Source organism: Propionicimonas sp. (assembly GCF_049840635.1).
In the GTDB taxonomy this organism is placed as follows: Bacteria; Actinomycetota; Actinomycetes; order Propionibacteriales; family Propionibacteriaceae; genus Propionicimonas.
Genome location: NZ_JASGKL010000005.1, coordinates 875,870 through 899,713, shown reverse-complemented (window position 1 = coordinate 899,713; position 23,844 = coordinate 875,870). Strand labels below are relative to the sequence as shown.

Sequence of the window (23,844 nt, the reverse complement as noted above, 5' to 3'; positions counted from 1 at the left end):
TTATGCGCTCCGTGTTGAATCCGTCGCCCGCTCGCGGGCAGCCATCGCCTGCCGGTACAGGCGGCCGGCTCGGTAGGAAGAACGTACCAATGGTCCGCTCAGGACGCCGACAAAGCCAATTGCGGTGGCGGCCTCGGCCAGTTCGTCGAACTCGGCGGGCGTGACCCAGCGGTCGATCGGGTGGTGGCGGACGGACGGACGCAGGTACTGCGTGATCGTGACCAGCTCCGTCCCCGCGTCGTGCAGGTCCTGCAGCGCGTCCACGACCTCGTCGCGGGTCTCACCCATGCCGAGGATCAGGTTGGACTTGGTGACCAGCCCCTGCTCGCGGGCCAGCGTGAGCACGCCCAGCGACTTCTCGTAGCGGAAGCCGGGCCGGATCTGCTTGAAGATGCGCGGGACGGTCTCCACGTTGTGGGCGAACACCTCGGGGCGGGTGTCGAAGATCTGCTGCAGCAGCTCGGCGCGTCCGGAGAAGTCGGGGGCGAGCATCTCCACCCCGACACCGGGGTTGCGGTCGTGGATCTGGCGGATCGTCTCCGCGTACAGCCAGGCGCCCTCGTCCTCGAGGTCATCGCGGCAGACGCCCGTGACGGTCGCGTAGCGCAGGCCCATGGTCCGCACCGACTCGGCCACCCGGACGGGCTCCGCGGTGTCGTACCCGGACGGCTTGCGGGACTCGATCTGGCAGAAGTCGCAGCGCCGGGTGCAGGAGTCGCCGCCGATCAGGAAGGTGGCCTCGCGGTCCTGCCAGCACTCGAAGATGTTCGGGCAGCCGGCCTCCTGGCAGACGGTGTGCAGGCCCTCGTCCTTCACCAGCTGCTGGAGTTCCTTGTAGTCCGGCCCCATCGTCGCCGTGGTCTTGATCCACGGGGGCTTGCGCTCGATCGGGGTCTGCGCGTTGCGCACCTCGAGGCGGAGCAGCCGCCGTGGCTGGGTGTCGGTCACCGGGCAATCCTAACTTGCCCGACGGCGATCCTCCCCAGCCGCCGCCGGCTCAGCGTCCCGCCACGGCGTCCACGTTGCCGTGCTCGTAGTGGAGCGGGGAGAGCGTTTCCGCAGACCAGATGGCCAGCACCCCGTCGGGGCCCTGGCTGAACGAGCCCGGGCCGGCCATCAGGATCCGGTCGGCACGTTCGCCGGCCTGCCGCACGACGGCGACCGAGCTGCCGAGCGACCGCGAGTCGGTGGGCTGCCCGGCGATGCCGTGGCCCTCCCAGAACTGGCGTGCCGGGCAGGACGTCGTGGTCTTCACCGGGATCACCCACACCGAACCGTCGGCGTCGTGGCCTCTGACGATGACCTCGTCGGGTCCTCCGACGACGACAGCGGGCACTCCGGTGCAGACCTGGCCGAGTTCCACCGACGACCCGAAGAGGTCGTGCGCCTCCGCCCTGCCCGGCACCCCGGTGGTGCCCTGCCAGAGCCGCCCGGCCGGCGTCACCGACGTCGCCCGGACCGTGAACAGCTGGACCGAGCCGGTCCTGGCCACGCCGCCGACGCGGTCACCGGGGGCGCCGACGGCGAGGGAGCCGTCCCTGGCAGCGAGGCTGTAGCCGAAGCGGTCGTGCGTGCCCGGCGCGCCGGAGACGCCCTTCGTGGCCTGGGTGACCACCTTCGCGGACGTCACCCCGGAGGCGCCGAAGACGATCTCGGTCACCGCGCCCGTTTCGCTCGTCGAACCGACCTTCGCGTACGGGGCGCCGACGAACAGCTGGTTACCGGAGGACGCCAGGCTCGTCCCGAACGAGCCACGGTCGGTCAGTTTGGGAATCCTGTCCGCTCCCGGGCGCAGGACGACGGGGTCGCCGGACGGGAGGCCGTCGGCGTCCAGCGGGTAGAGGACGACCACACCGGACTTCCCGCTCTCCAGCGTGGTCGTCGCGCCGACAACCAGGCGTGGCACCGGGCCGGCCAGCAGCTCCAGCGAGGACTCGGCGTGGGCAGCGTCCACCGCGGGAACAGCGTTCACGTGGAGCGTGCCGAGGTCGAGCCCGGACGCCGAGCCGAACACGACGCCCAGTTGCAGCTCGTCGGGCACCCCGTTCGCCGAGCCGCGCGCGGTGAAGGCGAGGTCGGTGTAGCCGTCGGCGTTCAGGTCGCGGGCAAGCGGGTGGCTGACGTCGCCCGAGGCCTTGGCGATCGTCACCTGCGTCGACAGGGTGAGCTCGCCGCCGGACCCGTAGCGCACGACCACTTCGCCGAAGCCGTCGCCCACGGAACCGAGGATCACGTAGTCGACGTTGCCGTCGCCGTCGAAGTCGGGACTCGCCGTGCTCGCCGTCGCTGCGGTCGGGCCGGTGGCGGACCCGGCGGAGGGCTCGGCCGATCCCGTCGGTGTGCAGGTCGCCAGGCTGGTCAGGGTCAGACCGATCCCGACCACCAGCGCTGTGGTCACCCTCCCGTGGTTCATGCCATCTCCTGTCGTGGTCTTCGGTTGTCTCTCAGCGTCCGGTGAGCCGTTCGACGCACTCCTTGACGTAGTAGCCGGCCTTTCGGGTCTGGGCCGACCACACGCCGAGGGCACCGATCGGGCTCATGTCCGAGAACAGTCCTTCGCCGGCGACGACCACCTGGTCCGCGCTGTCGCCGGCATCCCTCACGACCGCCAGCTGTTCGCCGAGGAAGCGTCCGCTCTGTGGCTTGCCGCCTAGTCCGTGGCCCTCGTACAGGGCCTCCGCCGCGCAGTCGGCGGCGGCGTCCAGCGGGATCACCGTGGCCGCCCCCTGCACCTCGCCGTCCGTGGTCACCGCCTCGTGCGGCGCCCCGACGATGACGCCCGTCACCCCGACGCAGACGGTGCCGATGGCCACGGACTGACCGAACCTGTCGCGGGGTTCGGAGGCGCCCGGCACGCCGGGGCTGGACTGCGAAAGCTGCTGCGCGGGGGTCACGGTGCCGGGGGCGAGCGTGAACAGCTGCACGGTGCCGGCCTCCTTCACCGTGCCCACCTTGTCGCCGGGGGTGCCGACCGCGAGGTAGCCGTCGCGGGCGGCGACGCCGGAACCGAACCGGTCACCCTTGGCCGCGGTCCCGGCCACCCCGGCCGTGTTCTGGGTGATCGCCCTCGCCGTGGTGACGCCGGACGTCCCGAAGCCGAGCGCCATCACCGCGCCGGCCTCCTTTGCCGACCCCACGGACGCCAGCGGGGCACCGACGAACAGCTGGTTGTCGGACGCCGTCAGTTCCCGTCCGAACGAGCCCGCGTCCGACAGCTTCGGCAGCTTCCCGGCCCCGGGCCGGACGATGGTCGGTGCACCGCCGGGGAAACCGTCCGCCCCGAGCGCGTAGACCGCGAGCTGTCCGGACGCGCCGGCCTTCGACGACACCTCGCCCATCACCAGCCGTCGAGTGGGCTGCTCCAGGAGGGCGAGCGACGCGACGTACCGCGTGCTGCTCAGGCCGGTCACCGTCCTGCACTGCAGCGAATCCAGCGGCAGCCCGGCGTCCGACCCGAAGAGGGCGCACAGGGAGGTCCCGGACTCCAGGCCCACGGCGATGAAGAGGAGGTCGGAGTGGCCGTCGTCGTTCAGGTCTGCCGCGAGCAGCGGGTTCCCGACCATGCCGATCTCGTCCAGGATTGTCCGCTGGGCGGTGATCATCACCGTGGTGCCGTTGCCGTAGCGGACGTGGATGCGCGTGTCCTCCCACGGCCCGAGGTACGACCAGGCGAGGTCGGCCTTCCCGTCGCCGTCGAAGTCCGGGGTGGCTGTCGTCGCGGGGACCGACGCGGGGTGGGACACCGACGTGGCGGAGGCCGAAACGGCGGTGGCGGGGACGGTGTCCGCGGCGGCGCCGGGAACGGCGCAGAGCGCTGCGGTCACGATCAGCGTGGCGAGGTTTCGTGGAGAGACCATTCCCGGCTCCTTGGTCAGCGTCCTGCGACGGACGTGGGGGACTCGTCGAGGGTCGCGATGGTGGTCGACGTCGCGGTCGACCACACGAACAGCCGACCCTGCAGCGTGAAGTGGCTGTAGCCCCGCCCGGCGATCACCAGGTTGTCGCTGGTCGAGTCCTGGTCGCGGATCAGCTGAACCGCGGTGCCGAGCTGCCGTTGGGCGGCCGCCTTCCCGGGGAGGCCGTGACCCTGGTACAGCTGGCGTGCCGCGCAGCCGGACGTCGGGGTGAGCGGGACGATCCACGCCGAGCCCTCCTGGCTCTTGGCAACGGTTTCCCCGGAGGCACCGATCGCCACGCCCGTCACGCCGGGGCAGACGGAGCCGACCGACACCGAGGCTCCGAACTGGTCACTGCCCTCGTCCTTGCCGGGGATGCCGGTGCTTCCCTGGGAGATCCAGCGGTCGGGCACGAGCGTGCCGTCGACGATCCGGAAGACCTGCACCGAACCGACGAACCTCTTCTTCCCCGCCCACTCGCCGGGCGTGCCCACCACCAGGTAGCCGTCGCCCGCGGCGAGCGCACGGCCGAACCAGTCGACCTCCTCGGGGTCGCTGCCCACGCCGGGCGTGGTCTGGTCGACGACCTGACTGGCGCTGACCCCGGCCTCGTCGAAGGTGAGCGCCACCACGGCGCCCGCCTGGGACGCGCCGCCGACCGTCGAGTCGGGTGCACCGACGAACAGCTGGTTCCCGGCGCTCGCCAGCGTGGCCCCGAACGCCCCGGAGCCGGTGAACGCCGGCACGCCATGGGCGCCGGGAGCGAGCACGAGCGGGTCCCCGGACGGCAGGCCGTCCCCGTCCAGCCGGTAGACCAGCAGGTTGCGGTAGGAGGTGCTGTTGCCGTCCGCGGAGAAGACGCTGATGACCAGTCGCGGAACCGGCAGGTCCACGACGGCCAGTGGACCCCAGGTGGCGTACTTGTTGGTGCTGGTCAGCGCCATCGTGTGCATCGAGGCGAGCTGCAGGCCGGAGGCGGAGCCGTACAGCGTGTAGAGCTTGTCGTCGTCGGAGTAGCTGGTGGCCGCGATCATCAGCAGGTCGGTGTACCCGTCCGCGTTGAGGTCGTGGGCGAGCAGCGGCCCGACGAGGTCGCCGTCGTCGCTGTCGGTCACCTGCACCGGTGTGAACACGGCGACCGTGTCGGTGCCGTAGCGCACCCGCAGGTCGCGGACGCCGGGGAAGTGCTCGTCGGTGAAGGCGACGTCGGCCTTGCCGTCCCCGTCGAAGTCCGGGCTGGCGACGGACGCGGCGGCCTGGGGCAGCGCGGGCATCGCGTCGGCACGATCCGGTGCCGACGGTCCGGTCAGGAGCGCGCCGGTGATCACCAGCGGCAGCAGCAGGCGGAGGTTCATCGGCAGCGCTCCTTCCGTGGTCAGCGTCCCGCGGGGTGGTCGTAGAAGCCCTCGACGGACGCCAGGCTGTTGAGGGTCTGCGCGGACCACACGTCCAGCACCCCGATCGGCCCCTCGCTGTAGCTGCCGCCCCCGACGATCGCGACCTGGTCGGCGCTCGCGCCCGCGTCCCGGAGGACGGCCAAATCCATGCCGATGAGGCGGTCATAGGTGGGCACGCCGGGCAAGCCGTGGCCCTCCCACAGCTGGCGGGCAGGACAGGTCGACGAGGTCTTCAGCGGGATGATCCACACCGAGCCGTCACCCTCGTGACCGTCAGCGACAGCTTCTCCGGGCCCGCCGACCACGACGGCCGCCTGGCCGTCGCACACGGTCCCGAGCGCCACCGCGTGGCCGAACAGGTCGCCGCGCTCCGCCTTTCCGGGCACGCCGGACGTGGCCTGGGTGATCCGGCGTACCGGCGTCACCTTCGTGCTGGTCAGCCGGAACAGCTGCACGGAGCCGGAGTGGGTGACCGTGCCGACCCGGTCACCCCTGCTGCCGACGGCGAGGTAACCGTCGCGGGCGGCGACCGAGTAGCCGAAGAGGTGGCTCTTCGCCGCGCTGCCGCCGACCCCGCTGGTCGCCTGCGTGATCCGGGTCACGGACGTGACGCCCGCCGTGCCGAAGGTGAGGACGACCACCGCTCCGGCGGACTTGTGCCCGGACACCGTCGTGAAGGGAGCGCCGACGAACAGCCGGTTCCCCTGGGCGGCCAGGGACTCCAGGTAGCGGGATCCGGTGGTGCCCAGCGACGGCATCTTCCCTGTTCCCGGCCGCAGGACCACGGGCGCGGCGCTGGGCAGCCCGTCACTTCCCAGGGTGTACACCACGACCTTGCCGGGCTTGTCGTAGCGCCCGGACAGAAGAACCAGGCGCGGGGTGGGCGACTCGACCAGGGCGAGGGCCCGGGGGGAGAAGTCCGCGCCGGTCGCCGACGCGCCGAAGCTGGCCTCCGCGGTGGCGTCCAGTCCGGAGGCCGATCCGAACAGGACCCCGATCGCCCCGTCCTCGTGGGCGGCCACGAGGTCGGTGTAGCCGTCGCCGTTCAGGTCGCGGGCGAGCAGGGCGCCGGCCGAGCCCAGTCCGGTGGCGGTCGTGCCAGAACCGTAGCGGACGGTGATCTGCGACCACTCCTCGTTGTCGTCCAGGGTCACGGCCAGGTCGGCCTTGCCGTCCCCGTCGAAGTCGGGCGATGCCGTCGACACGGGTACGGCCTCAGGCATCGCCTGCGGGGCGGCGTTGGCCGGCGTCGGCAGGACCGTGCAGCCGACGGCCAGGAGCGCGGCGAGCGTCAGGCTGAGGTGAGCGGTTCGGGACGACATGGAGCTACTCCTCGATCGTGTGGTTCACGGCTCAATCTAGGTACGCGCACGCGGGGGTGGCCCCGTCCGCACGGGGTTCGTACGACTTCGGCGCCGGCGGTCAGCGTCCGGCGATCGAGTACACGGATTCGGTCCAGGAACTGAGGACCTTGCGCGTCGTCGTCGACCAGGTGACCAGGCGGCCGGAGTCGTGGTCGTCGCCCGTCCCGCCGAGGACGACGGTGTCGCGGGTGGCGCCGGCCGCGCGCACGACCGCGACGGAGGATCCGAGCGACAGACCGTACCGGGGCTTCCCGGTCAGGCCGTGGCCGGGATACAGCTGGTGGGCCGTGCAGCGGGGACCGGCCTTGATCGGTACGACCCAGGCCGAACCCGCTGAGTAGTGGGATCCGAGCTTCTCGTTCGGTCCGCCGACCACCACGCCGGTCACTCCGCTGCACACGGTGCCGAGCGCGACGGAGGCTCCGAAGCGGTCGCTCTTCTCCGCGGTGCCGGGGACGCCGGCGGTCGCCTGCGAGAGACGCCGAACGGGCGTGATCACGCCGTTGCTGATCCGGAACAGCTCGACCGAGCCGGTGTTCTTCGTCCTGCCGACCGAGTCACCGGGGATGCCAACGGCCAGGTAGCCGCCCGCGGCGGCGAGGCTGGATCCGAAGCCGTCCTTGCGCGCCGGTGTGCCGGTGACCGACTTCGTGGCCTGGCTGACGATCCGACTCGCGGCGACCCCGTCGGCGTCGAGGGAGAGCACGGCGACCGCGCCGGCGTCGAGGACCGTCCCGACGTCGGCCACGGGAGCGCCGACGAACAACAGGTTGGCGGCACTGGCGAGGCTCTCGCCGAAGTGCGAGGAGGAATCGCTGATGCCCACCGAGGAAGGGGTGATCACCTGCGGGCTGCCGGACGGGCGCCCGTCCGCGTCGAGGTCGTACAGCACCACCGCGCCGACGAAGTCGCCGTAGACGTAGCCGACACCGATGGCCAGCCGGCGCACCGGCTCGTCCACCACGGCGAAGGACGCGCCGAAGGCGCCCTTGTCGCCGATCTCCGCCGGTGCGGGAATGACCACGGGCGTCTGCGGGTCGAGGCCGGCGGCGGAACCGGGGAGCAGGTCGACCTGCCGGCCGGAGGCGGTGGCGACGCTGACGACGAGATCGCTGTAGCCGTCGCCGTTGAGGTCGTGGGCGAACACCGCGCCCAGGCACTCGTCGCGGGCGCCGAGCTGGGCTGTGGTGAACGTGACGGTGCTGCCCGACCCGTAGTGGACGCGCAGGGCCGACTCATCCGCGTTCGGCGTCACGGCGGTAGCGACATCGACCATGCCGTCCCCGTCGAAGTCAGGGCTCGCCGCCGTCGCCGTCGTCGTCCCGGCCGGGCGGACGGGGGTTGCCGAGGCGGGGATGCTCGCCGTCAGCGTCGCGAGCGTGAGCCCGACGACGCCGGCGAGCGCGGTGAGTGCGCGGGAGGCTTGCATGGCCGTGGTCCTTTACCAGTGGGGGTGGTGGTTGGTCAGCGTCCTGCCGCGCCCGCGAAGAGGCCGTTCACTCCGAGGGTCTCGCCTGCGCTGGGGGACCAGCGGACGAGCCGTCCCTGGTAGTCCTCCGCGGAGCCGAACCCGCCGATGACCAACTCGTCCGTGGTGCTCGCAGCGTCGCGCAGGACGGAGACGAAGTCGCCCAGCGAGTGGCCGGCCGGCGATCCGCTGAGGCCGTGGCCCTGGTAGAGCTGTTGCGCGACGCACCCCTTGGCCTTCGCCAGCGGGATCACCCACGCCGAGCCGTCCCGCTCGTGGGACGCGACGATGACCTCGCCGGATCCGCCCACGACGGCCGACAGCACGCCGGCGCAGACGTTCGCGAGCTCGACCGAGCTGCCGAACTGGTCGTTGCGTTCGGCCTTGCCCGGCACGGCGGTGGTGGCCTGGGAGAGCCGGGTGACCGGCGTGATCTTCGACGACGTGAGCCGGAACACCTGCACCGATCCGGTGTCCTGGCGGGTGCCGACGTCGTCGAGCGGGGTGCCCACGATGAGGTAGCCGTCGCGGGCTGCGACCGAGAAGCCGAACGCGTCCCCGATTCCCGGGGCGCCGGGGACACCTGTCGTGGCCTGGCTCAGGACGACGGCTGCGCTCACCCCGGACGCCGAGAAGGTGACGGCCACGACCGCACCGGCGTCCCGCACACCGCCGACGTTCGTGTAGGGGGCGGCGACGAACAGCCGCTTGCCCCAGGACGTGAGGGCGGAACCGAACGACTCGGGGTTGGAGAGTTTCGGCAGCTTCCCCTTGCCGGGCCTCAGGACGACGGGATCGCCGGTCGGGACCCCGTCCGCGTCCAGCGCGTAGGCACGGACCGTCGAGAGCGAATCGGTCTGGACGCCGACCGCGAGCCGGGGCACCGGCGCGGTGACCAGGCCGAGGCTGGTGATCCGGGCGTCCTGGCTGTCGGGCAGCGGGAAGGCACGGCGGGCGGCGAGGTCGAGGCCGCCAGCGGAGCCGGGGACGATCTCGACGGCCGGACCCACGCCGCTCAACCGCGCGCTGAACACGAGGTCGGTGTAGCCGTCGCCGTTCACGTCGCGGGCGAGCAGGTAGGTGCCGATGCTCCAGGCGCCATCGACGTCGTCGGTGGTGATCTCGGCGGTGTCGCCGGAGCCGTAGTACACCGTGATCTGCCAGGCCTCGGTGTCGGCGGTGGCGTCGGTCACGGCAAGGTCCGCCGTGCCGTCGCCGTCGTAGTCGGGGGCCGCGGTCGCCGCGGGCGTCGCTGCTGGCGGGACGGCCTGGGCCGCAGGACTGGTGAGGACGGTCGATCCCGCCATGGTCAGGGCCGCGACACTGGCGGCCAGCAGTCGCTGAACGGACATTTCTGCCTTCCCCCGGGCAGCCTTGTGCGGCCCGGGAAATGTGGGGAATGCCTCCACGCTAGGCGTGCGCGGGCGGACACGCGCGACGGCACGGACTACTCGTACAAGGTTCGTACAGCCGGAACTCAGGCGGTGATGCCGTACCTGATCGTCGGCGCGTCCGTGGAGAGCGTCGTTGGCGCGGCGATGGTGGGGTGCAGGTCCGGAGACAGCTCGAACGGCCGGAACGCGAGCAGGTCGGCCAGGGGTGGCTCGAGGTCACGGGCCACCTCGGCGAGGCCGGGCGCCGGCCCGTCCATCTCCTGTGCCAGCGAGGTCACCCCCGCGTCGGCGATCCCGCACGGCACGATCCGTCCGAAGTCGGCCAGGTCGCTGGCGACGTTGAGGGCGAAGCCGTGCATGGTGGTCTGCCGGGACACCCGGATGCCGATCGCGGCGATCTTGCGCTCGGGGCGCGTCGCATCCGCTGCCAGCCAGACGCCGGTGCGGCCCGGGACGCGTCCGGTCGTGACCCCGTAGCCGGCGAGCAGCCGGATCAGGGCCTCCTCGACCCGGCGGACGTAGTCGACGACGCCCACGCCACGCGGCAGGAACACGATCGGGTAGCCGACCAGCTGGCCGGGGCCGTGGTACGTGATCTTTCCGCCCCGGTCGACCTCGACGACGGGGGTGCCGTCGGTGGGCCGCTCGTGCGGCTCGGTGCGGCGTCCGGCCGTGTAGACCGCGGGGTGCTCGACGTACAGCACCTGCGGTCCCCGGTCACCGGACGCCACGTCGGCGTGCACCGCGCGCTGCAGGTCCCACGCCTCGTGGTAGTCGGTCAGCCGCCCCTCGGCGAGGCCGAGGTAGCGGAACGTGACCGGACGGGGGTCGGCGACCTGCTCGCGCGGGGTCACAGCTCGAAAGCGCCCTCCTCGAGGCGGGTCTTGACCGCGCTCAGGAAGCGGGCCGCGTCCGCGCCGTCGACCAGGCGGTGGTCGTAGCTCATCGACAGGTACATCATGTCGCGCACCGCGATGATCTCGCCGAGGTTGGGGTCCTTGACGACCATCGGACGCTTCACCAGCGCGCCCGTGCCGAGGATCGCCACCTGCGGCTGGTTGATGATCGGGGTGTCGAACAGCGTCCCCGCCGAGCCGTAGTTGGTGATCGTGAACGTGCCGCCGGACAACTCGTCGGGGGTGACCTTGTTGCTGCGGCTGCGGGCGGCGAGGTCACCGATCTTCTTGGCCAGGCCGCTCACCGACAGGTCGCCCGCGTCCTTGATCACCGGGACCATCAGGCCCTTCTCGGTGTCGACGGCCACACCGAGGTGCTCGGCGTCGGCGTAGGTGATCGTGCCGGCCTCGGTGTCGATGGTCGCGTTCACCTTCGGGAACTGCTTGAGCGCCTCGATCGCGGCCTTCGCGATGAACGGCAGGTAGCTCAGGCCGACGCCCTCGCGGGCGCGGAACGCGTCCTTCTCCTTCGCGCGGAGCTTGGAGATGGCGGTCAGGTCGACCTCGACGGTCGCCGTCAGCTGGGCGGACACCTGCAGCGACTCCACCATGCGCTTGGCGATGGTGGCGCGGATGCGGGTCATCTTCTCCGTCGTCCCGCGCTTGCCGGCGTCGGCCGACGCCGCGGCGGCGGCAGGGGCAGGGGTGGACGCGGGCGCTGCGGCGGCCGCGGGGGCGGCGGCGGCCTTCTCGGCCTGCTCTGCGGCGCGAGCCGCCTCCTCCGCGGCCTTCTTGGCAGCCTCTGCGGCGGCGAGCACGTCCTGCTTGCGGATACGTCCGCCCACGCCGGTGCCGGAGATCGTGGCCAGGTCGACGCCCGCGGCGTCCGCCATCTTGCGCACGAGCGGCGTCACGTAGCCGGTGTCGGGCGTCTCCTCGGCCGCGCGACGGGCGGGAGCAGGGGCAGCGGCGGCCGGAGCCGGAGCGGCGGGAGCCGGGGCGGCGGGAGCCGGCGCAGGCGTCGGTGCGGGCTCCGCAGCCGGTGCGGGGACAGGAGCCGGCGTGGGCTCCGGGGCCGGGGCGGCGGGCTCCGGCGCGGGAGCAGGAGCCGGTGCGGCTGCCGCCGGAGCTGCGGCGGCGGACCCGATCACGGCGAGCACGGCCCCGACGGCTGCAACGCCGTCCTCGGGGACGCGGATCTCCAGGACGGTGCCGGACGCCGGCGAGGGGATCTCGGTGTCGACCTTGTCGGTGGAGACCTCGACGAGCGGCTCGTCGGCCTCGACCTGGTCGCCGACGCTCTTCAGCCAGCGGGAGATGGTGCCCTCGGTCACCGACTCGCCGAGCTGCGGCAGGACGACCTCGGTGCCGGACGCGGCCGGAGCGGCGGCGGCAGGAGCAGCGGGAGCAGCAGCCTCGGGCGCGGCGGGAGCCGCCGGCTCGGGAGCGGCCTCGGGCTCGGCTGCAGCGGGCTCGGGCGTCGCAGCGGGGGCCTCGGGAGCTGCCGGGGCCGCGTCGCCGCCGGCCTCACTCTCCTCACCGATGACGGCGAGCACTCCACCGACGGGCGCGACGCCGTCCTCGGGCACGCGGATCTCCAGCACGACCCCGGCGACCGGCGAGGGGATCTCGGTGTCGACCTTGTCCGTGGAGACCTCGACCAGCGGCTCGTCGACCTCGACGCGATCGCCCACCTGCTTCAGCCAACGGGAAATCGTTCCTTCGGTGACGCTCTCCCCGAGTGCCGGCAGGGGAACGGGAGTGGACATGCGCTGGCTCCTTCATCGTCTTTGCGAGTGCAGACGCCAGACTAGCCCGGATTCCGCCAGCCATAATGGGCGCCGTGGGGTGGTTCTCGAGAAAGCGCGACAGGGCGGGGGCGGCCGCACACGATGCCGCCATGGAGTCCGCGACGGTGGCACACCTCGAGGACTTCATCGCCAGCCGACGCGGCGTGGAGGCGTTCATCGAGCTCCCCACGTCCGTGACCAGGGCCACGTTGCTGCTGATCGCCCACGACGGCGAGTGGACGCGACGCAGCGTCGCGAGCGTCGAATGGGCCCGTCGCTTCGCGTCCCGGCACAAGCTGCCTGCCTACGACGCCGGCGTGGTCGGCTACCCGCAGCGCATGCGCGACTACAACGCCCGCCAGCGCCGCGCCCGCTGAGTCGGTCCGCCGGCTGAGCCGTCCGTCCCGCCGAGCCCCCGGCTTCCGCGCGCTCGTCCGCTGAGCCCGTCGGCCCTCCACCGCTCCGCCTGTTCTGTTCGCTTCCGGCCGCTCGCGCCGTCCCACCTGTCCCATCTGCGGCAAACGCTCCCGATACGCGCAGAAGCCACCGAAATTTCGGGAGCTTCTGCGAGTTTCGGGAGCGTTTGTGAGGGACGGGCCGGAGTTCGTGGGGACGCCGGAGCCGCCGTCCGTTCCGTCCCACCCGTCCCACCTGTGCGGTTTGCTCCCGAAAGGCGGCCTTGCTCCCCGAATTCCGGGAGCAAGGCCGCCTTTCGGGAGCAAACGCGGGCTGAGGCGGGACGGCGGGACGGCGCGCTAGGGACGCGGCTGGTCGGTGGCGGCGAGGAAGGCCTCCACGAGGGCCGCGCCCAGCGCGGCACCCGGTCCGGGCGAGGCGCCCTTGAAGATCGAGGCGGCGGCCCCGCCGCAGGCGTAGAGGCCGGCCAGCACAGATCCGTCCGCGCGGAGCACGCGGGAGCGCTCGTCGATCAGCAGGCCACCCTTGGTGCCCCGGTCACCGGGGTACACCTTGACCGCCCAGAACGGCGGCTTGTCGACCTTCGCGGGCTTGTGCCGCTTGGCGGTATCGCGGGTGCCCTCGGCCCAGGCGGACTCGCCGCGCGAGAAGTCGAGGTCCTTGCCCTTCGCCGCGAAGCCGTTGAAGCGTACGGCCGTCCCCAGCAGGCCTGCCCTGTCGACCCCGAGCGCCTGCGCCAGGTCGTTGAGCGTGTGGGCACGGACGATCTCGCCGGCCTCGATGGCCTTGCGCGGCGTCGAGCCGGCGGCCCACGGGCCCAGCTCGACGGACTGGCGGTGCCGGTTGTCCATGACCAGGAAGGACGGGACCGCGCGCATGCCTCGGCTCCGCTCGTACAACGCCCTGCCCGCGGAGTTCGCCGGCAGGGACTCGTCGAAGAAGCGGTCGCCGGCCGCGTCCACGATCACGCAGTGGGGACGCCCGCGCACGTCGTCGAGCGACCATGCCCTGCCCTCGGCGAGCATGACCGGCGTCCACCACGCCTCGTCGAGCCCGGCGGTCGCCGCGCCACGGTCGGTGGCGAGTTTCAGGAGGTCGCCGACGTTGTGGTCGGCGCCGGAGGTCGACCACGCCTCGTCGGTGGGCAGTGGCAGGTACTCCTCCCGCAGGCCCTGGTCGTGTTCGAAGCCGCCGCTGGCAAGCAGGACGCGGCCCGCCGTCACCGAGTGGTTGGCCCCGTCGTGGCGGACGACGACGCCGGTCACCGCCTCGTCCTCGGCGAGGAGGTCGATGACGGGGGAGTCCAGCCACACGTCGACCCCGTTGGCCGTCGCGCGGTGCAGGAGGTGGACGGTGAGCGCCTCGCCGGCTGTCCGCGTGGTGTTGCTGCCCGGCAGGAACCGGCCGAGACCGCCGGGGCGTTCCCCGGACGTCCGCAGCGACTCCTCCCACGGCCCGAGCACGCGGCGGTCGAGGGAGTGGGTGGACAGGACCCGGCCCTGTGGCCGGCCGCCGGGCAGGTCGGGCTGGTGGTCCGGCAGCCCCTTCAGCGCGGCGAGCGGCACGTTGGACGAGGTGAGCCAGCGGGCCAGCTTGGGTGCGGTCCGGGTGAAGGCGCTGCGGCGGGCGGCGGACGACGCCGTCGTGGTGTCGCCGAGGAGCGCGTCGAGGTAGGTGTCGGCATCCGCCGTCGAGTCCGGGGAGAGCTTGGCCGACAGGTGGTTGCCGGGCAGCCAGATGCGTCCGTCCGAGATGGACGTGCTGCCGCCGGCGAGCGGGTCGGCGTCCACGACGAGGACGCTGCTGCCGAGGCGGTGGGCGGCGACGGCTGCGAGCAGGCCGGCGGCGCCCGCGCCGACGACGACGAGGTCGTAATCCGGGGCCATGGTCAGCTGGCCAGCGCGTGCGCGAGCGCGACGAGCGTCCGCACGGCCGCTCCGGTGGCGCCGGAGGGCGTGTAGTCGTAGGCGGCGCCCTCGTTGAAGGCGGGGCCGGCGATGTCGAAATGGGCCCACGGGATGTCGGGGGGCACGAACTCGGACAGGAAGGCTGCCGCGGTCAGGGCGCCGCCGTACCGGTTGGCCGTCGACTTCAGGTCGGCCACCTTCGACTCCAGCTTGGGCCGGGCGTCCTCGGGGATCGGCAGCTGCCAGAACTGCTCGCCCGCGGCCTCCGCCGCGTCGAGGATCAGGTCGGCGGTCGCGTCGTCCCTGGCCATCAGCCCTGCCACCCGCTCGCCGAGGGCGACCATGCAGGCGCCGGTGAGCGTGGCCACGTCGAGGACGAGGTTGGGCTGCTCCTCGGACGCCTTGACCAGCGCGTCCGCCATGACGAGGCGTCCCTCGGCGTCGGAGTTCCCGTTCTCGACGGTCTTGCCGCCGTACATCGTGAGCACGTCGGACGGACGGTACGAGCTCCCCGACGGCATGTTCTCCGCCATCGACGCCCAGCCGGTGACCCGGATCCGCAGGCCGAGTTCCGCGATCGCGGAGACCGCGGCGAGGACGGCGGCCGCGCCGGCCATGTCGGTCTTCATCGTGTACATGCCGTCGGCGGGCTTGAGGTTCAGGCCGCCGGTGTCGAAGGTGATGCCCTTGCCGATCAGGGCGAGGTGGAAGCGGGCGCCACGGGGCGCGTACGACAGCTTGACCAGCCGCGGCTTGCGCTCGGAGCCGCCGCCGACGGCGAGGATGCCGCCGAAGCCCTCCTTCTCGAGCGCCTTCTCGTCCCAGACCTCCGCGCTGACCCTGGCGTTCCTCGCGAGCGACCTGGCGGCGTCCGCGAACGTCTCGGGGTAGAGCAGGTTCGCCGGGGTGTTCACCCAGTCGCGGGCGGTGTTGACGGCCGTCGCCGTGGTCACGGCGAGGTCCAGCGCCTGCCGGGCGTCGGGGCGCTTGTTGGGGCTGACCAGGGTGATCTGGCCGATGCCGGGGACGTCCGGGGCGACCGGGCGGTAGCTGTAGGCGCCGAGCAGCGCGCCCTCGACGGCGCCCTTGATCACCTCGGGCTCGGTCGTCTCCAGGCTGATGGTGACGGTCTTCGGGGCGGGGGCGGCGAGGCCGGCGACGACGCGGACGGCTGCGCCGGTCGCGCGGCGCACCTGCTCGGGCGTGACGTCGATCGGACCGAGGCCGACCACGACCACGCGCAGCGCGCCGGGGGCCGCCACGAGCACGGTCTTTCCGGGTTTGGCCGAGCCGCCGAGCTGGCGGGCGAGGTCGGCGAGGTCGGTGCCGAGCGCCTTGCTGAAGGACTTCGCGAGGTCGTCGGGAAGGCCGACGAGCACCTCGCCGTCGGACGCCTCGGCCAGCCCGACCACGAGGACGCCCGGGTCCTTGGCGACGCTGGTCGACAGGGTGATGGTGGGCACGGTGGTGGACGTCACGGCGGGATCCTCTCTTCAGCTGCACTGTCACTCCAGTGCGAGTCCTGAGCCTAGTCCGGAGTTGTCCACAGGTGCTCGCAACCGTCGCCGTGGTCTCGGGACACCCGACCCGGTTGAGGACGAGATCCCGGCTTTCGCCGGCCCCGCTCACTGTCATCCCGGGCTTGACCCGGGATCTCCGGCCCCCGCCCACTGTCATCCCGGGCTTGACCCGGGATCTCCGGTTCCGGTGCGGGTGGCTCGTCAGGGCCGATCGGCTCGACAGGGTGGGCGTCACCCGCACGACGACCCCCGCACGGAGTGTGGTGCAGACTTCCGCTGTGACCGACTTCACCTTCGCCACCGCCGGCCGGATCTCGTTCGGGGTCGGACGCCGCTCCGAACTCGCGGCCGCCGTTGCCGCGCTGGGCTCGCGTCCGCTCGTGTGCACGGGCTCCGACCCGACCCGGCACGCGGACCTGCTGGCGACCCTTCCGGACGCCGCCACCTTCGCCGTCGCCGGCGAGCCGACGATGGACGTCGTGCGCGCGGGTGCGCAGGCCGCCCGCGACCACGGCGCCGACGTCGTCATCGGCCTCGGCGGGGGAGCGGTGCTGGACGCGGCGAAGATCGTCGCCGCTCTCGTCACCAACGGCGGCGACCCGATGGACTACGCCGAGGTGGTCGGCGAGGGCCGTCCGCTGTCCGTTCCCTGCCTGCCGTTCGTCGCGGTGCCCACCACGTCGGGGACGGGGTCGGAGGTGACGGCGAACGGCGTGGTCACGTCCACGGAGCACAGGGTCAAGGTGAGCCTGCGCTCGCCGTCCATGCTGGCCAGGCTCGCGATCGTCGACCCCGAGTTGACGCTCGCCTGCCCGCCGTCCGTGACCGCGCACGCCGGCCTGGACGCGCTCGTGCAGTGCATCGAGCCGTTCGTGTCGCCGTTCGCGAGCCCGCTGGTCGACGGCTTCTGCCGCGAGGGCGTCCGGCGGGCCGGATCAGGGCTGCGGCGCGCGTACGCCGACGGCTCCGACCTCGACGCGCGGAGCGACGTCAGCCTGTGCTCGCTGCTGTCGGGGCTCGCACTGGCCAACGGCAAGTTGGGTGCTGCGCACGGCATCGCCGGCCCGCTCGGCGGGGCGATCGGGGCACCGCACGGCGCGATCACGGCCTCGGTGATGGTGGCCGTGTGCGAGTTCAACATCGCGCACGGGTCCGACGAGGTCCGTCGCCGCTACGCGGAGGTGGGCGAACTGCTCACCGGCAACCGCACCACCGACGCGCTGCTGGACTGGTGGAACGAGACCACCGCCGAGCTGGGCGTCGAGGGCCTGGCCGCCCTGGGCCTGGGCGAGGACGGGATCGGGCCGGTCGCGGAGGCCGCGGCGAACGCGTCCAGCACGAAGGGCAACCCCGTCCCGGTGACGCCCGAGGACTTCGCCGAAATCCTCCGCCGCTCGCTGTAGCCCTAGGCTGCTCGGTACAACGAAAGGCCCGCCGATGACCGAACCGCTCCACTCGCCGCTGCACGACCGCCACGTCGCCCTCGGCGCCAAGTTCTCCGAGTTCGGGGGCTGGCTGATGCCGCTGCAGTACTCCGGTGTCGTCGCCGAGCACCGGGCGGTGCGCACGGCGGTGGGCGTGTTCGACGTGAGCCACCTCGGCAAGCTGCGGGTGGCGGGGGAGGGCGCGTCCGACTTCGTGAACCGCTGTCTCACCAACGACCTGGGCCGGATCGCTCCCGGGCAGGCGCAGTACACGCTGTGCTGCAACTCCACGGGCGGCGCGGTGGACGACATCTTCACGTACCTGATCTCGCCCGAGGAGGTGTTCCTCGTCCCCAACGCCGCCAACAACGAGACGGTGTTCGGCCTGCTCTCCGCCGCGGCGCCGGAGGGGATCACGGTCGCCAACGAGCACACCGAGTACGCGGTGATCGCGGTCCAGGGCACCAGCTCGGACGAGGTGCTGGACGCCCTCGAACTGCCGACCGGCCACGACTACCTCACGTTCGTGACCGCCACGTACGCGGGCACAGAACTGATCGTGTGCCGCACCGGCTACACCGGCGAGCGCGGGTACGAGTTGATCGTCCCCGCGGCGACGGCCGGCCTGGTCTGGGACGCGGTGCTGGCGGCGGGGGCGGAGTACGACATCCTCCCGTGCGGCCTCGGGGCCAGGGACACGCTGCGCACAGAGATGGGCTACCCGCTGCACGGCCACGACCTGAGCCCGGAGATCTCGCCGGTGATGGCCAACATCAACTGGGCGGTGGGCTGGGACAAGCCCGAGTTCTGGGGTGCGGACGCGCTCCGCGCCCAGCGGGAGGAAAAGTCCGGCCCGTTGCTGCGCGGCCTGAAGGCGGTCGGACGCGGCATCCCGCGTCCGCACATGCGGGTGGAGGCGGCGGGCGAGCCGGTCGGCGAGGTGACGTCCGGCACGTTCTCCCCGACCCTTTCCACCGGCATCGCGCTCGCCCTGCTCGACCGGTCGGTCAAGCTCGGCGACGTCGTGGACGTGGTCGTCCGTGACCGGCGCGAGCCCTTCGAGGTGGTCAAGCCCCCGTTCGTGGAGCCCGGCGTCCGCGAGGCCTGAGGCACGCCAGGAACCGTCCCCTCGTGCCGGTTCCGAAGGAACCGTCCCCCGTGCCGGGTTCGCGGGGACGGTTCTTTCGTGCCGGGCACGCGGGGACGGTTCTTTCGTGCCGTCCTCGTGGCGCGGAAAAAGAACCGTCCCCGGTTTCGCGCCAACCCGTCGCGGCACGATGGGGACGGTTCCTGGCGTGCCGCTTTCGTGCCGTGGCGGACCTCGCCTCACCCGAGACTGGCTGCCCGCACCAACTCCGCGGTGTACTCGTGGGACGGTCGGGTCAGGACGTCTCGGGCGGGGCCGCTCTCGACCACGATGCCCTCCCTCAGCACGACGACGCGATGCGCGATCGCTGCCGCGAGTGCAAGGTCGTGCGTGATGAACACCATTCCCAGTCCCCGTTGCGCCTGGATGTGCTTGAGCAGCGCCACGATGTCGGCTTGGACGGACGCGTCCAGCGAGCTGGTCACCTCGTCGCAGACCAGCACCTCGGGGTCCGCGGCCAGCGCGCGGGCGAGCGCGGCCCGCTGTCGCTGGCCCCCGCTGAGGTGCTGCGGCATGGCGTCCGCGTGATCCGCCCGAAGCCCGACGTCCTCCAGCAATCGCACGGCGAGGACGCCAGCGTCCCTCCGGCTGAGGCCGCGGAGGTACTGGGCGGCGATCGCCACCGACGCGCCGACCCGGCGCCGCGGGTTCAGCGACCCCCACGGGTTCTGGAACACTTACTGCACGGCCCGACGTTGCGCGCGGTCGCGGCGAGCGATGTCGCCGGCCAGTGGCTCGCCGTGCAGCAGGACGCGCCCGTCGTAGTCGGGGTGCAGTCCGCAGATCGCCCGGGCCGTGGTCGTCTTGCCGCTCCCCGACTCTCCCACCACGGCCACGCACTCGCCGACGCCGAGGCTGAGGTCGAGGTCGTGGGTGACCTCCACCGAGCCGTAGCGGGCGGTCAGCCCGCGTACCGCGAGCACCTGGCGCTCGTGGGAGGCGGGAGCAGGGCTGCCACCGAGGCGCCACGCGTCCAACAGTCGCTGCGTGTAGGGGTGTGCGGCGTGGGCGAGGATGTCTTCGACGGTCCCGGTCTCGACCACTTCCCCTTCGTGCATGATCACGAGTCGCCCAGCGACCCGGAACAACAGCGGCAGGTCATGGCTGATGAACACCACCGCGGCCCGGTGCACCGCTGCGAGGTCGCGGGCGAGGTCGGCGATCAGGAGTTTCGTGGTGACGTCGAGACCGGTGGTCGGTTCGTCCATCACCACCAGCGAGGGATCCAGGCAGAAGGCGAGCGCGATCGCGACCCGCTGCTGCTGCCCCCCGCTGAGCTCGTGCGGGAAGCGCCGGGCGAACGCCTCCCCGATGGGAAGCCCCACCCGGGCGAAGAGTTCCGCCCGCCGCGCGGGCTCGAACACCATTGCGTGGGCGCGGTGGAGCTCCGCGAAGGCGTCCCCGATCCTCAGGTGCGGTGCGAGGGCGCCCGAGGGGTCCTGGGGGACGTAGGCCACGCGGCGCCCGCGCAGGCTGCGCAGGGTCCCTGCCGAAACGGGGTGCTCGCCGACGACCTCGGTCTCCACCACTTCGACGCTGCCGGCCCGTCGGCGCAGACCGGGGCCGAGGTGCCCCAGCAGCGCGAGGCCAAGGGTGGACTTGCCGCTCCCGGTCTCGCCGGCGACGCCCACGATCTCGCCCGGGACGAGTTCGAGGTCGAGCCCGGACAGGATCAGCGCCCCCTTCGTGCCCACCCCGATCCCGAGGTCGGCCACGCGCGCGACGGTGGTCACCGGGCCGACCTCGCGGCGAGGGCGCGGGCCACGGCGTCGCGGATGACGTTCATGCCCAGCAGGAAGGCGGCCAGGACCGCGACCGGCGCGACCACCGCCCACGGCTGGAGGGCGATCCCGCCCTGGTTCTCGTGGATCATGGCTCCCCAATCCACGTCGCCGCTGCCGAAGCCGAGGTAGCTCAGCGAGGCCAGCGCGACGAAGCTGATCGACAGTCGGACGCCGTACTCCACCAGCACGGAGGGCGCGACGTTGGGCAACACCTCGCGGATGACCAGCGCGCCGGTCCCCATTCCGACCGCGCGAGCCGCCCGGTAGTAGTCCTCGGTGACGACGCGTCCGGTCGCGGCGTAGATCACCCGTGCGGTGTACGCGACCTGGGCGAGGGCAACCGCGATCGTGAGTGTCAACGGGGCACTGCCGAAGGCGGCCAGGACCAGGAGCACCAGGAGGATCTGGGGGATCACCATCACCGAGTCGTTGCAGAACAGCAGGACGGCCGCCAACCGGGTCTGCGCGACTCCCAGCAGGATCCCCAGCAGGACGCCGGCGACGACACCGAGGGTCGCCGCTGCCAGCCCCTGCAGCAGGAACACCCTGCCGCCCACCAGCAGTCGGCTGAGCACATCCCTGCCGAGCACGTCGGTCCCCAGCCATTGGCCGGCACCCGGCCGGCTGTAGAGGCGGCCGACGAACTGCGCGGGGTCGTGAGGGGCGACGAACGGCCCGAGGAGCGCGAGCCCTGCCACCAGTGCGACCACGACGCCGCCGGCCCAGAACCGCGGGTCGCGCCGCAGGTGGTGCCACACCGAGGTGGACGCCCGGGAGTGCCGGGCATGAATCACCGTCATGTCGACCTCCTCAGCCGGGGGTTGGACAGGAGCCCGACGATGTCCGCCAGCAGGAAGGTGGCCAGCAGGACGGTCGCGATGCCCATCGCGATCACCTGCACCACCACGATGTCGCGGGACCCGACCGCGCTGACGAGTTCCGAGCCGATCCCCGGGAAGGCGAAGACGGTCTCCACAGCGACCACACCGCCGAGCAGGTAGTTCACGGTGACGCCGGCTACCTGGGCGACGGGTCCCCAGGTGTTGGGCAGGGCGTACCTGGTCAGCAGCCTCGCGTCGCCCAGGCCGCTCAGGCGCGCCCACCGCACGTAGTCGCTGGCGAGTTCCTCGCGCAGGAGGGTCTTGGTCGCCTCGGTGAGGTGGGGCAGCGCGATCAGCACCATGGTGGCGATCGGGAGCACCAGCAGTCGTGGCTGCGTCCACGCCAGGTGGCGCGGGTCGAGCGGGGATGTCGGCGGCAGCAGGCGGAACAGCCCGCCACCGAACAGGACCACGAGGAGGATGCCGACGACGAACTCCGGCAGCGAGAGGATCACCTGGACGACACCGGAGATGCCGACGTCCAGGGCGCTCCCCGCCCGGCGGGCGGCCAGGAGGCCCAGCAGCAGGCCCAGCGGCAGAGTGATAGCCAGGGCGACCAGCACCACGGTCGCCGAGTTCACCACCCGCACCCGCAGCAGCTCTGCGACCGGTGTTCCGGAGGCGAGGGACGTGCCCAGGTTGCCGCTGAGCAACCCGGACACCCAGTGAAGGTACTGCTGCCACACGGGAGCGTCGAGACCGAGTTCGGCCCGCAGCCGCGCCAACTGCTCTGGCGTCGCCCCTTGGCCGAGGATCGTCCGGGCGATGTCGCCGGGCAGCGCCTGGGTGGCCGCGAAGACGATGACGGAGACCGTCACCAGCATGGCGACACCGGTGAGCACCCGCCTGGTCACCAGACGGGTGCTCACCGTTCGGGAGTCCAGCATCGTTCCGGGTCAGCCCTGGAGCGAGAGGATCCGGAAGTTGTACCCGAAGGCCCCGTCCGAGTTCGGGTAGGCCTGCGCCCCGGTCACCTTCGCCGACATGCCGACCACCGTGCTCATGAACAGGGGCACGATGTAGGCGCCGCTGTCGTACTCGATGGTCTGCATCCGGGCCACCAGCTCCTTGCGCTTCGTGTCGTCGACCGTCTGGACGGCCTCGTCAAAGAGCTTGTCGAACTCCGGGTTGGTCCAGTGTGAGGAGTTGTACGGGGCGGTCTTCGTGACGGTGAACGCCGCCTGGTCGAAGATCCCCAGGAAGCCCCAGTAGCTGAGGGACAGCGGGTAGGTGCCGTAGGCGTCGCCGTAGAAGGTCGCGCTGTCGACGAACTTGTACTCGATGTCGAAGCCCGCCGCCTTGGCCTGCTCCACGAGTGCCTCGTTCTGTCGTTCGCTGGTGGGCTGGTTGTTGGTCCCGACCAGTTCGACCTTCACGGGCAGGGTGTAGCCGGCGTCCGTGAGCAGCTTTTTGGCCGCGTCCGGGTCGTACGTGCGCTGCGGCAGGCTCGCGTTGTACATCGGGTCGAACGGGTTGAAGATGTCGTTCCCGAGCTTGCCGTAGCCGTTGTAGACTTGGTCGATCAGCTGCTGCCGGTCGACGGAGAGCCGCAGCGCCTGACGCACGACCGGATCGTCGAACGGCTTCTTCTTGGTGTTCATCACCCAGGTCAGGGAGCCGCTGGTGGAGTAGTCGAACACCTGGTAGCCGTCCACACCCTTCACCGTGTCGACGAGGGACGGGTCGAGGCTGGCGTCGACGTCGATCTGGTCGGCGGTGAGGGCGGACGCCGCTGAGGCGGAGTCGGGGAAGCTCTTCACCTCCAACTGTTCGACGCCCGCCTTGCCGGCGAAGTAGTCAGGGTTCGCCGTGAAAGTGACCTGGACGCCGGGGTCATTGCTGGCGAGCACAAACGGTCCGGATCCGACCGGCTTGGTGGGGTCGAAGTCGGACGGCACGATCGCCATCGTGGGGCTGGCGAATGCCTCAGGGAACGTGACGGTTGGGTACTTCAGGGTGAAGGTGACGGTCTTGGCGTCGGTGGCCACCACTTTGTCGGGGTCGATGAACGGCAGCGAACCGGACGGAGGCAGCTTCTTGCTGAACCACCGCTTGACGGTGGCCACCACGTCATCGGCGGACACCGTCCGGCCGTCGGACCACTTCGCATCGTTGAGCACAACCGTCCACGTCTTCGCGGTGTCCCCCGGCGTCACCGACGCGGCGAGTTCGGGCTTCCAGGCTCCGTCCGTGCCGTACTCGGTGAGGGTGTCGAACAGCTGGCGGGAGAGGATGTAGCCGCCGGTGGTGGTGGCCTTGGCGGGGTCGAGGGCGTCGGAGTCGCTGAGTGAGACCACCCCGATGCGGAGGGCGGTGGGCTCGGCGCTGGCGGACGCGGACCCGGTCGTGGTCGGTTCGGCGGAGCAGGCGGCCAGCAGCGAAGCGGCTGCGGCCAGGGCGAGGAATCGGCCGAGGAGCCTCGGCCGTCGTCGGGCGGGGGCGCTGCCTGCGTTCCCACCCCGGGCTAGTGGTGCATGTCCCATGGTCATCTCTTTTCAGGTTCTGATGTGGACTCGGGGGAAGCGGAGGTGGCCGGGGAGGGGCGCAGGCCACCTTTCG

At 71.9% G+C, this 23,844-nt stretch carries 17 protein-coding genes and 1 pseudogene; 3 read left to right on the top strand and 15 right to left on the bottom strand.

Annotation, left to right across the window (positions count from 1 at the left end; all coding sequences use genetic code 11):
* The 9 genes from lipA to sucB form a co-directional block, all read right to left on the bottom strand.
* A complete protein-coding gene (lipA, locus tag QM779_RS10065; protein WP_428534753.1) occupies positions 1–948 on the bottom strand; it encodes a lipoyl synthase in 948 nt (315 codons plus the stop codon).
* Between the two features lie 49 nt (positions 949–997).
* Complete coding sequence (locus tag QM779_RS10060; protein ID WP_428534752.1) at positions 998–2,413, bottom strand: FG-GAP repeat domain-containing protein; 1,416 nt, start codon at positions 2,411–2,413, stop codon at positions 998–1,000.
* 31 nt (positions 2,414–2,444) lie between these two features.
* Positions 2,445–3,857 (bottom strand): FG-GAP repeat domain-containing protein, encoded by a 1,413-nt coding sequence (locus QM779_RS10055; protein ID WP_428534750.1) that lies wholly within the window; start codon positions 3,855–3,857, stop codon positions 2,445–2,447.
* A gap of 14 nt (positions 3,858–3,871) precedes the next feature.
* Entirely contained in the window at positions 3,872–5,251 is a 1,380-nt protein-coding gene (locus tag QM779_RS10050; RefSeq protein WP_428534748.1) for an FG-GAP repeat domain-containing protein, read from the bottom strand.
* Positions 5,252–5,271: 20 nt separating this feature from the next.
* Positions 5,272–6,615: an FG-GAP repeat domain-containing protein gene (locus QM779_RS10045; protein WP_428534746.1), complete on the bottom strand. Its 1,344-nt coding sequence runs from the start codon at positions 6,613–6,615 to the stop codon at positions 5,272–5,274.
* A gap of 100 nt (positions 6,616–6,715) precedes the next feature.
* Positions 6,716–8,086 carry an FG-GAP repeat domain-containing protein gene (locus tag QM779_RS10040; RefSeq protein WP_428534744.1) on the bottom strand — a complete coding sequence of 457 codons (1,371 nt, stop codon included), beginning with the start codon at positions 8,084–8,086 and terminating at the stop codon, positions 6,716–6,718.
* 35 nt (positions 8,087–8,121) lie between these two features.
* Positions 8,122–9,477, bottom strand: coding sequence for a hypothetical protein (locus QM779_RS10035; protein WP_428534742.1), 1,356 nt, complete (start codon positions 9,475–9,477; stop codon positions 8,122–8,124).
* 125 nt (positions 9,478–9,602) lie between these two features.
* On the bottom strand, positions 9,603–10,373 hold the full coding sequence (gene lipB, locus QM779_RS10030; RefSeq protein WP_428534740.1) for a lipoyl(octanoyl) transferase LipB: 771 nt from the start codon (positions 10,371–10,373) through the stop codon (positions 9,603–9,605).
* Complete coding sequence (gene sucB, locus QM779_RS10025; RefSeq protein WP_428534738.1) at positions 10,370–12,184, bottom strand: 2-oxoglutarate dehydrogenase, E2 component, dihydrolipoamide succinyltransferase; 1,815 nt, start codon at positions 12,182–12,184, stop codon at positions 10,370–10,372. The genes lipB and sucB overlap by 4 nt, the downstream gene beginning before the upstream one ends.
* 131 nt (positions 12,185–12,315) lie before the next feature.
* Between sucB and QM779_RS10020 the strand changes: the two genes are divergently transcribed.
* Positions 12,316–12,582 carry a hypothetical protein gene (locus tag QM779_RS10020; protein ID WP_428534736.1) on the top strand — a complete coding sequence of 89 codons (267 nt, stop codon included), beginning with the start codon at positions 12,316–12,318 and terminating at the stop codon, positions 12,580–12,582.
* 378 nt (positions 12,583–12,960) lie between these two features.
* Here QM779_RS10020 and QM779_RS10015 read toward each other — a convergent pair whose 3' ends face one another.
* Positions 12,961–14,508: an FAD-dependent oxidoreductase gene (locus tag QM779_RS10015; RefSeq protein ID WP_428534734.1), complete on the bottom strand. Its 1,548-nt coding sequence runs from the start codon at positions 14,506–14,508 to the stop codon at positions 12,961–12,963.
* A gap of 2 nt (positions 14,509–14,510) precedes the next feature.
* Entirely contained in the window at positions 14,511–16,007 is a 1,497-nt protein-coding gene (locus tag QM779_RS10010; protein ID WP_428534732.1) for a leucyl aminopeptidase, read from the bottom strand.
* Positions 16,008–16,327: 320 nt separating this feature from the next.
* Here QM779_RS10010 and QM779_RS10005 point away from each other — a divergent pair, with 320 nt between their 5' ends.
* The gene (locus QM779_RS10005; protein ID WP_428534730.1) at positions 16,328–17,452 is read left to right on the top strand and encodes an iron-containing alcohol dehydrogenase; all 1,125 of its coding nucleotides are present in this window, start codon (positions 16,328–16,330) and stop codon (positions 17,450–17,452) included.
* A gap of 34 nt (positions 17,453–17,486) precedes the next feature.
* Complete coding sequence (gene gcvT, locus QM779_RS10000; RefSeq protein ID WP_428534728.1) at positions 17,487–18,581, top strand: glycine cleavage system aminomethyltransferase GcvT; 1,095 nt, start codon at positions 17,487–17,489, stop codon at positions 18,579–18,581.
* A gap of 218 nt (positions 18,582–18,799) precedes the next feature.
* On the opposite strand, the pseudogene QM779_RS09995 reads toward gcvT, so the two are convergent.
* From QM779_RS09995 to QM779_RS09980, 4 genes and pseudogenes are all read right to left on the bottom strand, one after another.
* Positions 18,800–20,314 (bottom strand): annotated as a pseudogene (locus QM779_RS09995) (ABC transporter ATP-binding protein).
* 35 nt (positions 20,315–20,349) lie between these two features.
* Complete coding sequence (locus tag QM779_RS09990) at positions 20,350–21,204, bottom strand: ABC transporter permease (protein WP_428534726.1); 855 nt, start codon at positions 21,202–21,204, stop codon at positions 20,350–20,352.
* The gene (locus tag QM779_RS09985; protein WP_428534724.1) at positions 21,201–22,154 is read right to left on the bottom strand and encodes an ABC transporter permease; all 954 of its coding nucleotides are present in this window, start codon (positions 22,152–22,154) and stop codon (positions 21,201–21,203) included. The genes QM779_RS09990 and QM779_RS09985 overlap by 4 nt, the downstream gene beginning before the upstream one ends.
* A gap of 27 nt (positions 22,155–22,181) precedes the next feature.
* Positions 22,182–23,768 carry an ABC transporter substrate-binding protein gene (locus QM779_RS09980; RefSeq protein WP_428534722.1) on the bottom strand — a complete coding sequence of 529 codons (1,587 nt, stop codon included), beginning with the start codon at positions 23,766–23,768 and terminating at the stop codon, positions 22,182–22,184.
* Between the last annotated feature and the right edge of the window lie 76 nt (positions 23,769–23,844).

Coding starts and splice junctions, on each gene's coding strand:
- QM779_RS10045 (WP_428534746.1), bottom strand. CDS start 6,615: ATGTCGTCCCGAACCGCTCACCTCAGCCTGACGCTCGCCGCGCTCCTG.
- QM779_RS10035 (WP_428534742.1), bottom strand. CDS start 9,477: ATGTCCGTTCAGCGACTGCTGGCCGCCAGTGTCGCGGCCCTGACCATG.
- QM779_RS09990 (WP_428534726.1), bottom strand. CDS start 21,204: ATGACGGTGATTCATGCCCGGCACTCCCGGGCGTCCACCTCGGTGTGG.
- QM779_RS09980 (WP_428534722.1), bottom strand. CDS start 23,768: ATGGGACATGCACCACTAGCCCGGGGTGGGAACGCAGGCAGCGCCCCC.
- QM779_RS10020 (WP_428534736.1), top strand. CDS start 12,316: ATGGAGTCCGCGACGGTGGCACACCTCGAGGACTTCATCGCCAGCCGA.
- QM779_RS10060 (WP_428534752.1), bottom strand. CDS start 2,413: ATGAACCACGGGAGGGTGACCACAGCGCTGGTGGTCGGGATCGGTCTG.
- QM779_RS10055 (WP_428534750.1), bottom strand. CDS start 3,857: ATGGTCTCTCCACGAAACCTCGCCACGCTGATCGTGACCGCAGCGCTC.
- sucB (WP_428534738.1), bottom strand. CDS start 12,184: ATGTCCACTCCCGTTCCCCTGCCGGCACTCGGGGAGAGCGTCACCGAA.
- QM779_RS10050 (WP_428534748.1), bottom strand. CDS start 5,251: ATGAACCTCCGCCTGCTGCTGCCGCTGGTGATCACCGGCGCGCTCCTG.
- QM779_RS10040 (WP_428534744.1), bottom strand. CDS start 8,086: ATGCAAGCCTCCCGCGCACTCACCGCGCTCGCCGGCGTCGTCGGGCTC.
- gcvT (WP_428534728.1), top strand. CDS start 17,487: ATGACCGAACCGCTCCACTCGCCGCTGCACGACCGCCACGTCGCCCTC.
- QM779_RS10015 (WP_428534734.1), bottom strand. CDS start 14,508: ATGGCCCCGGATTACGACCTCGTCGTCGTCGGCGCGGGCGCCGCCGGC.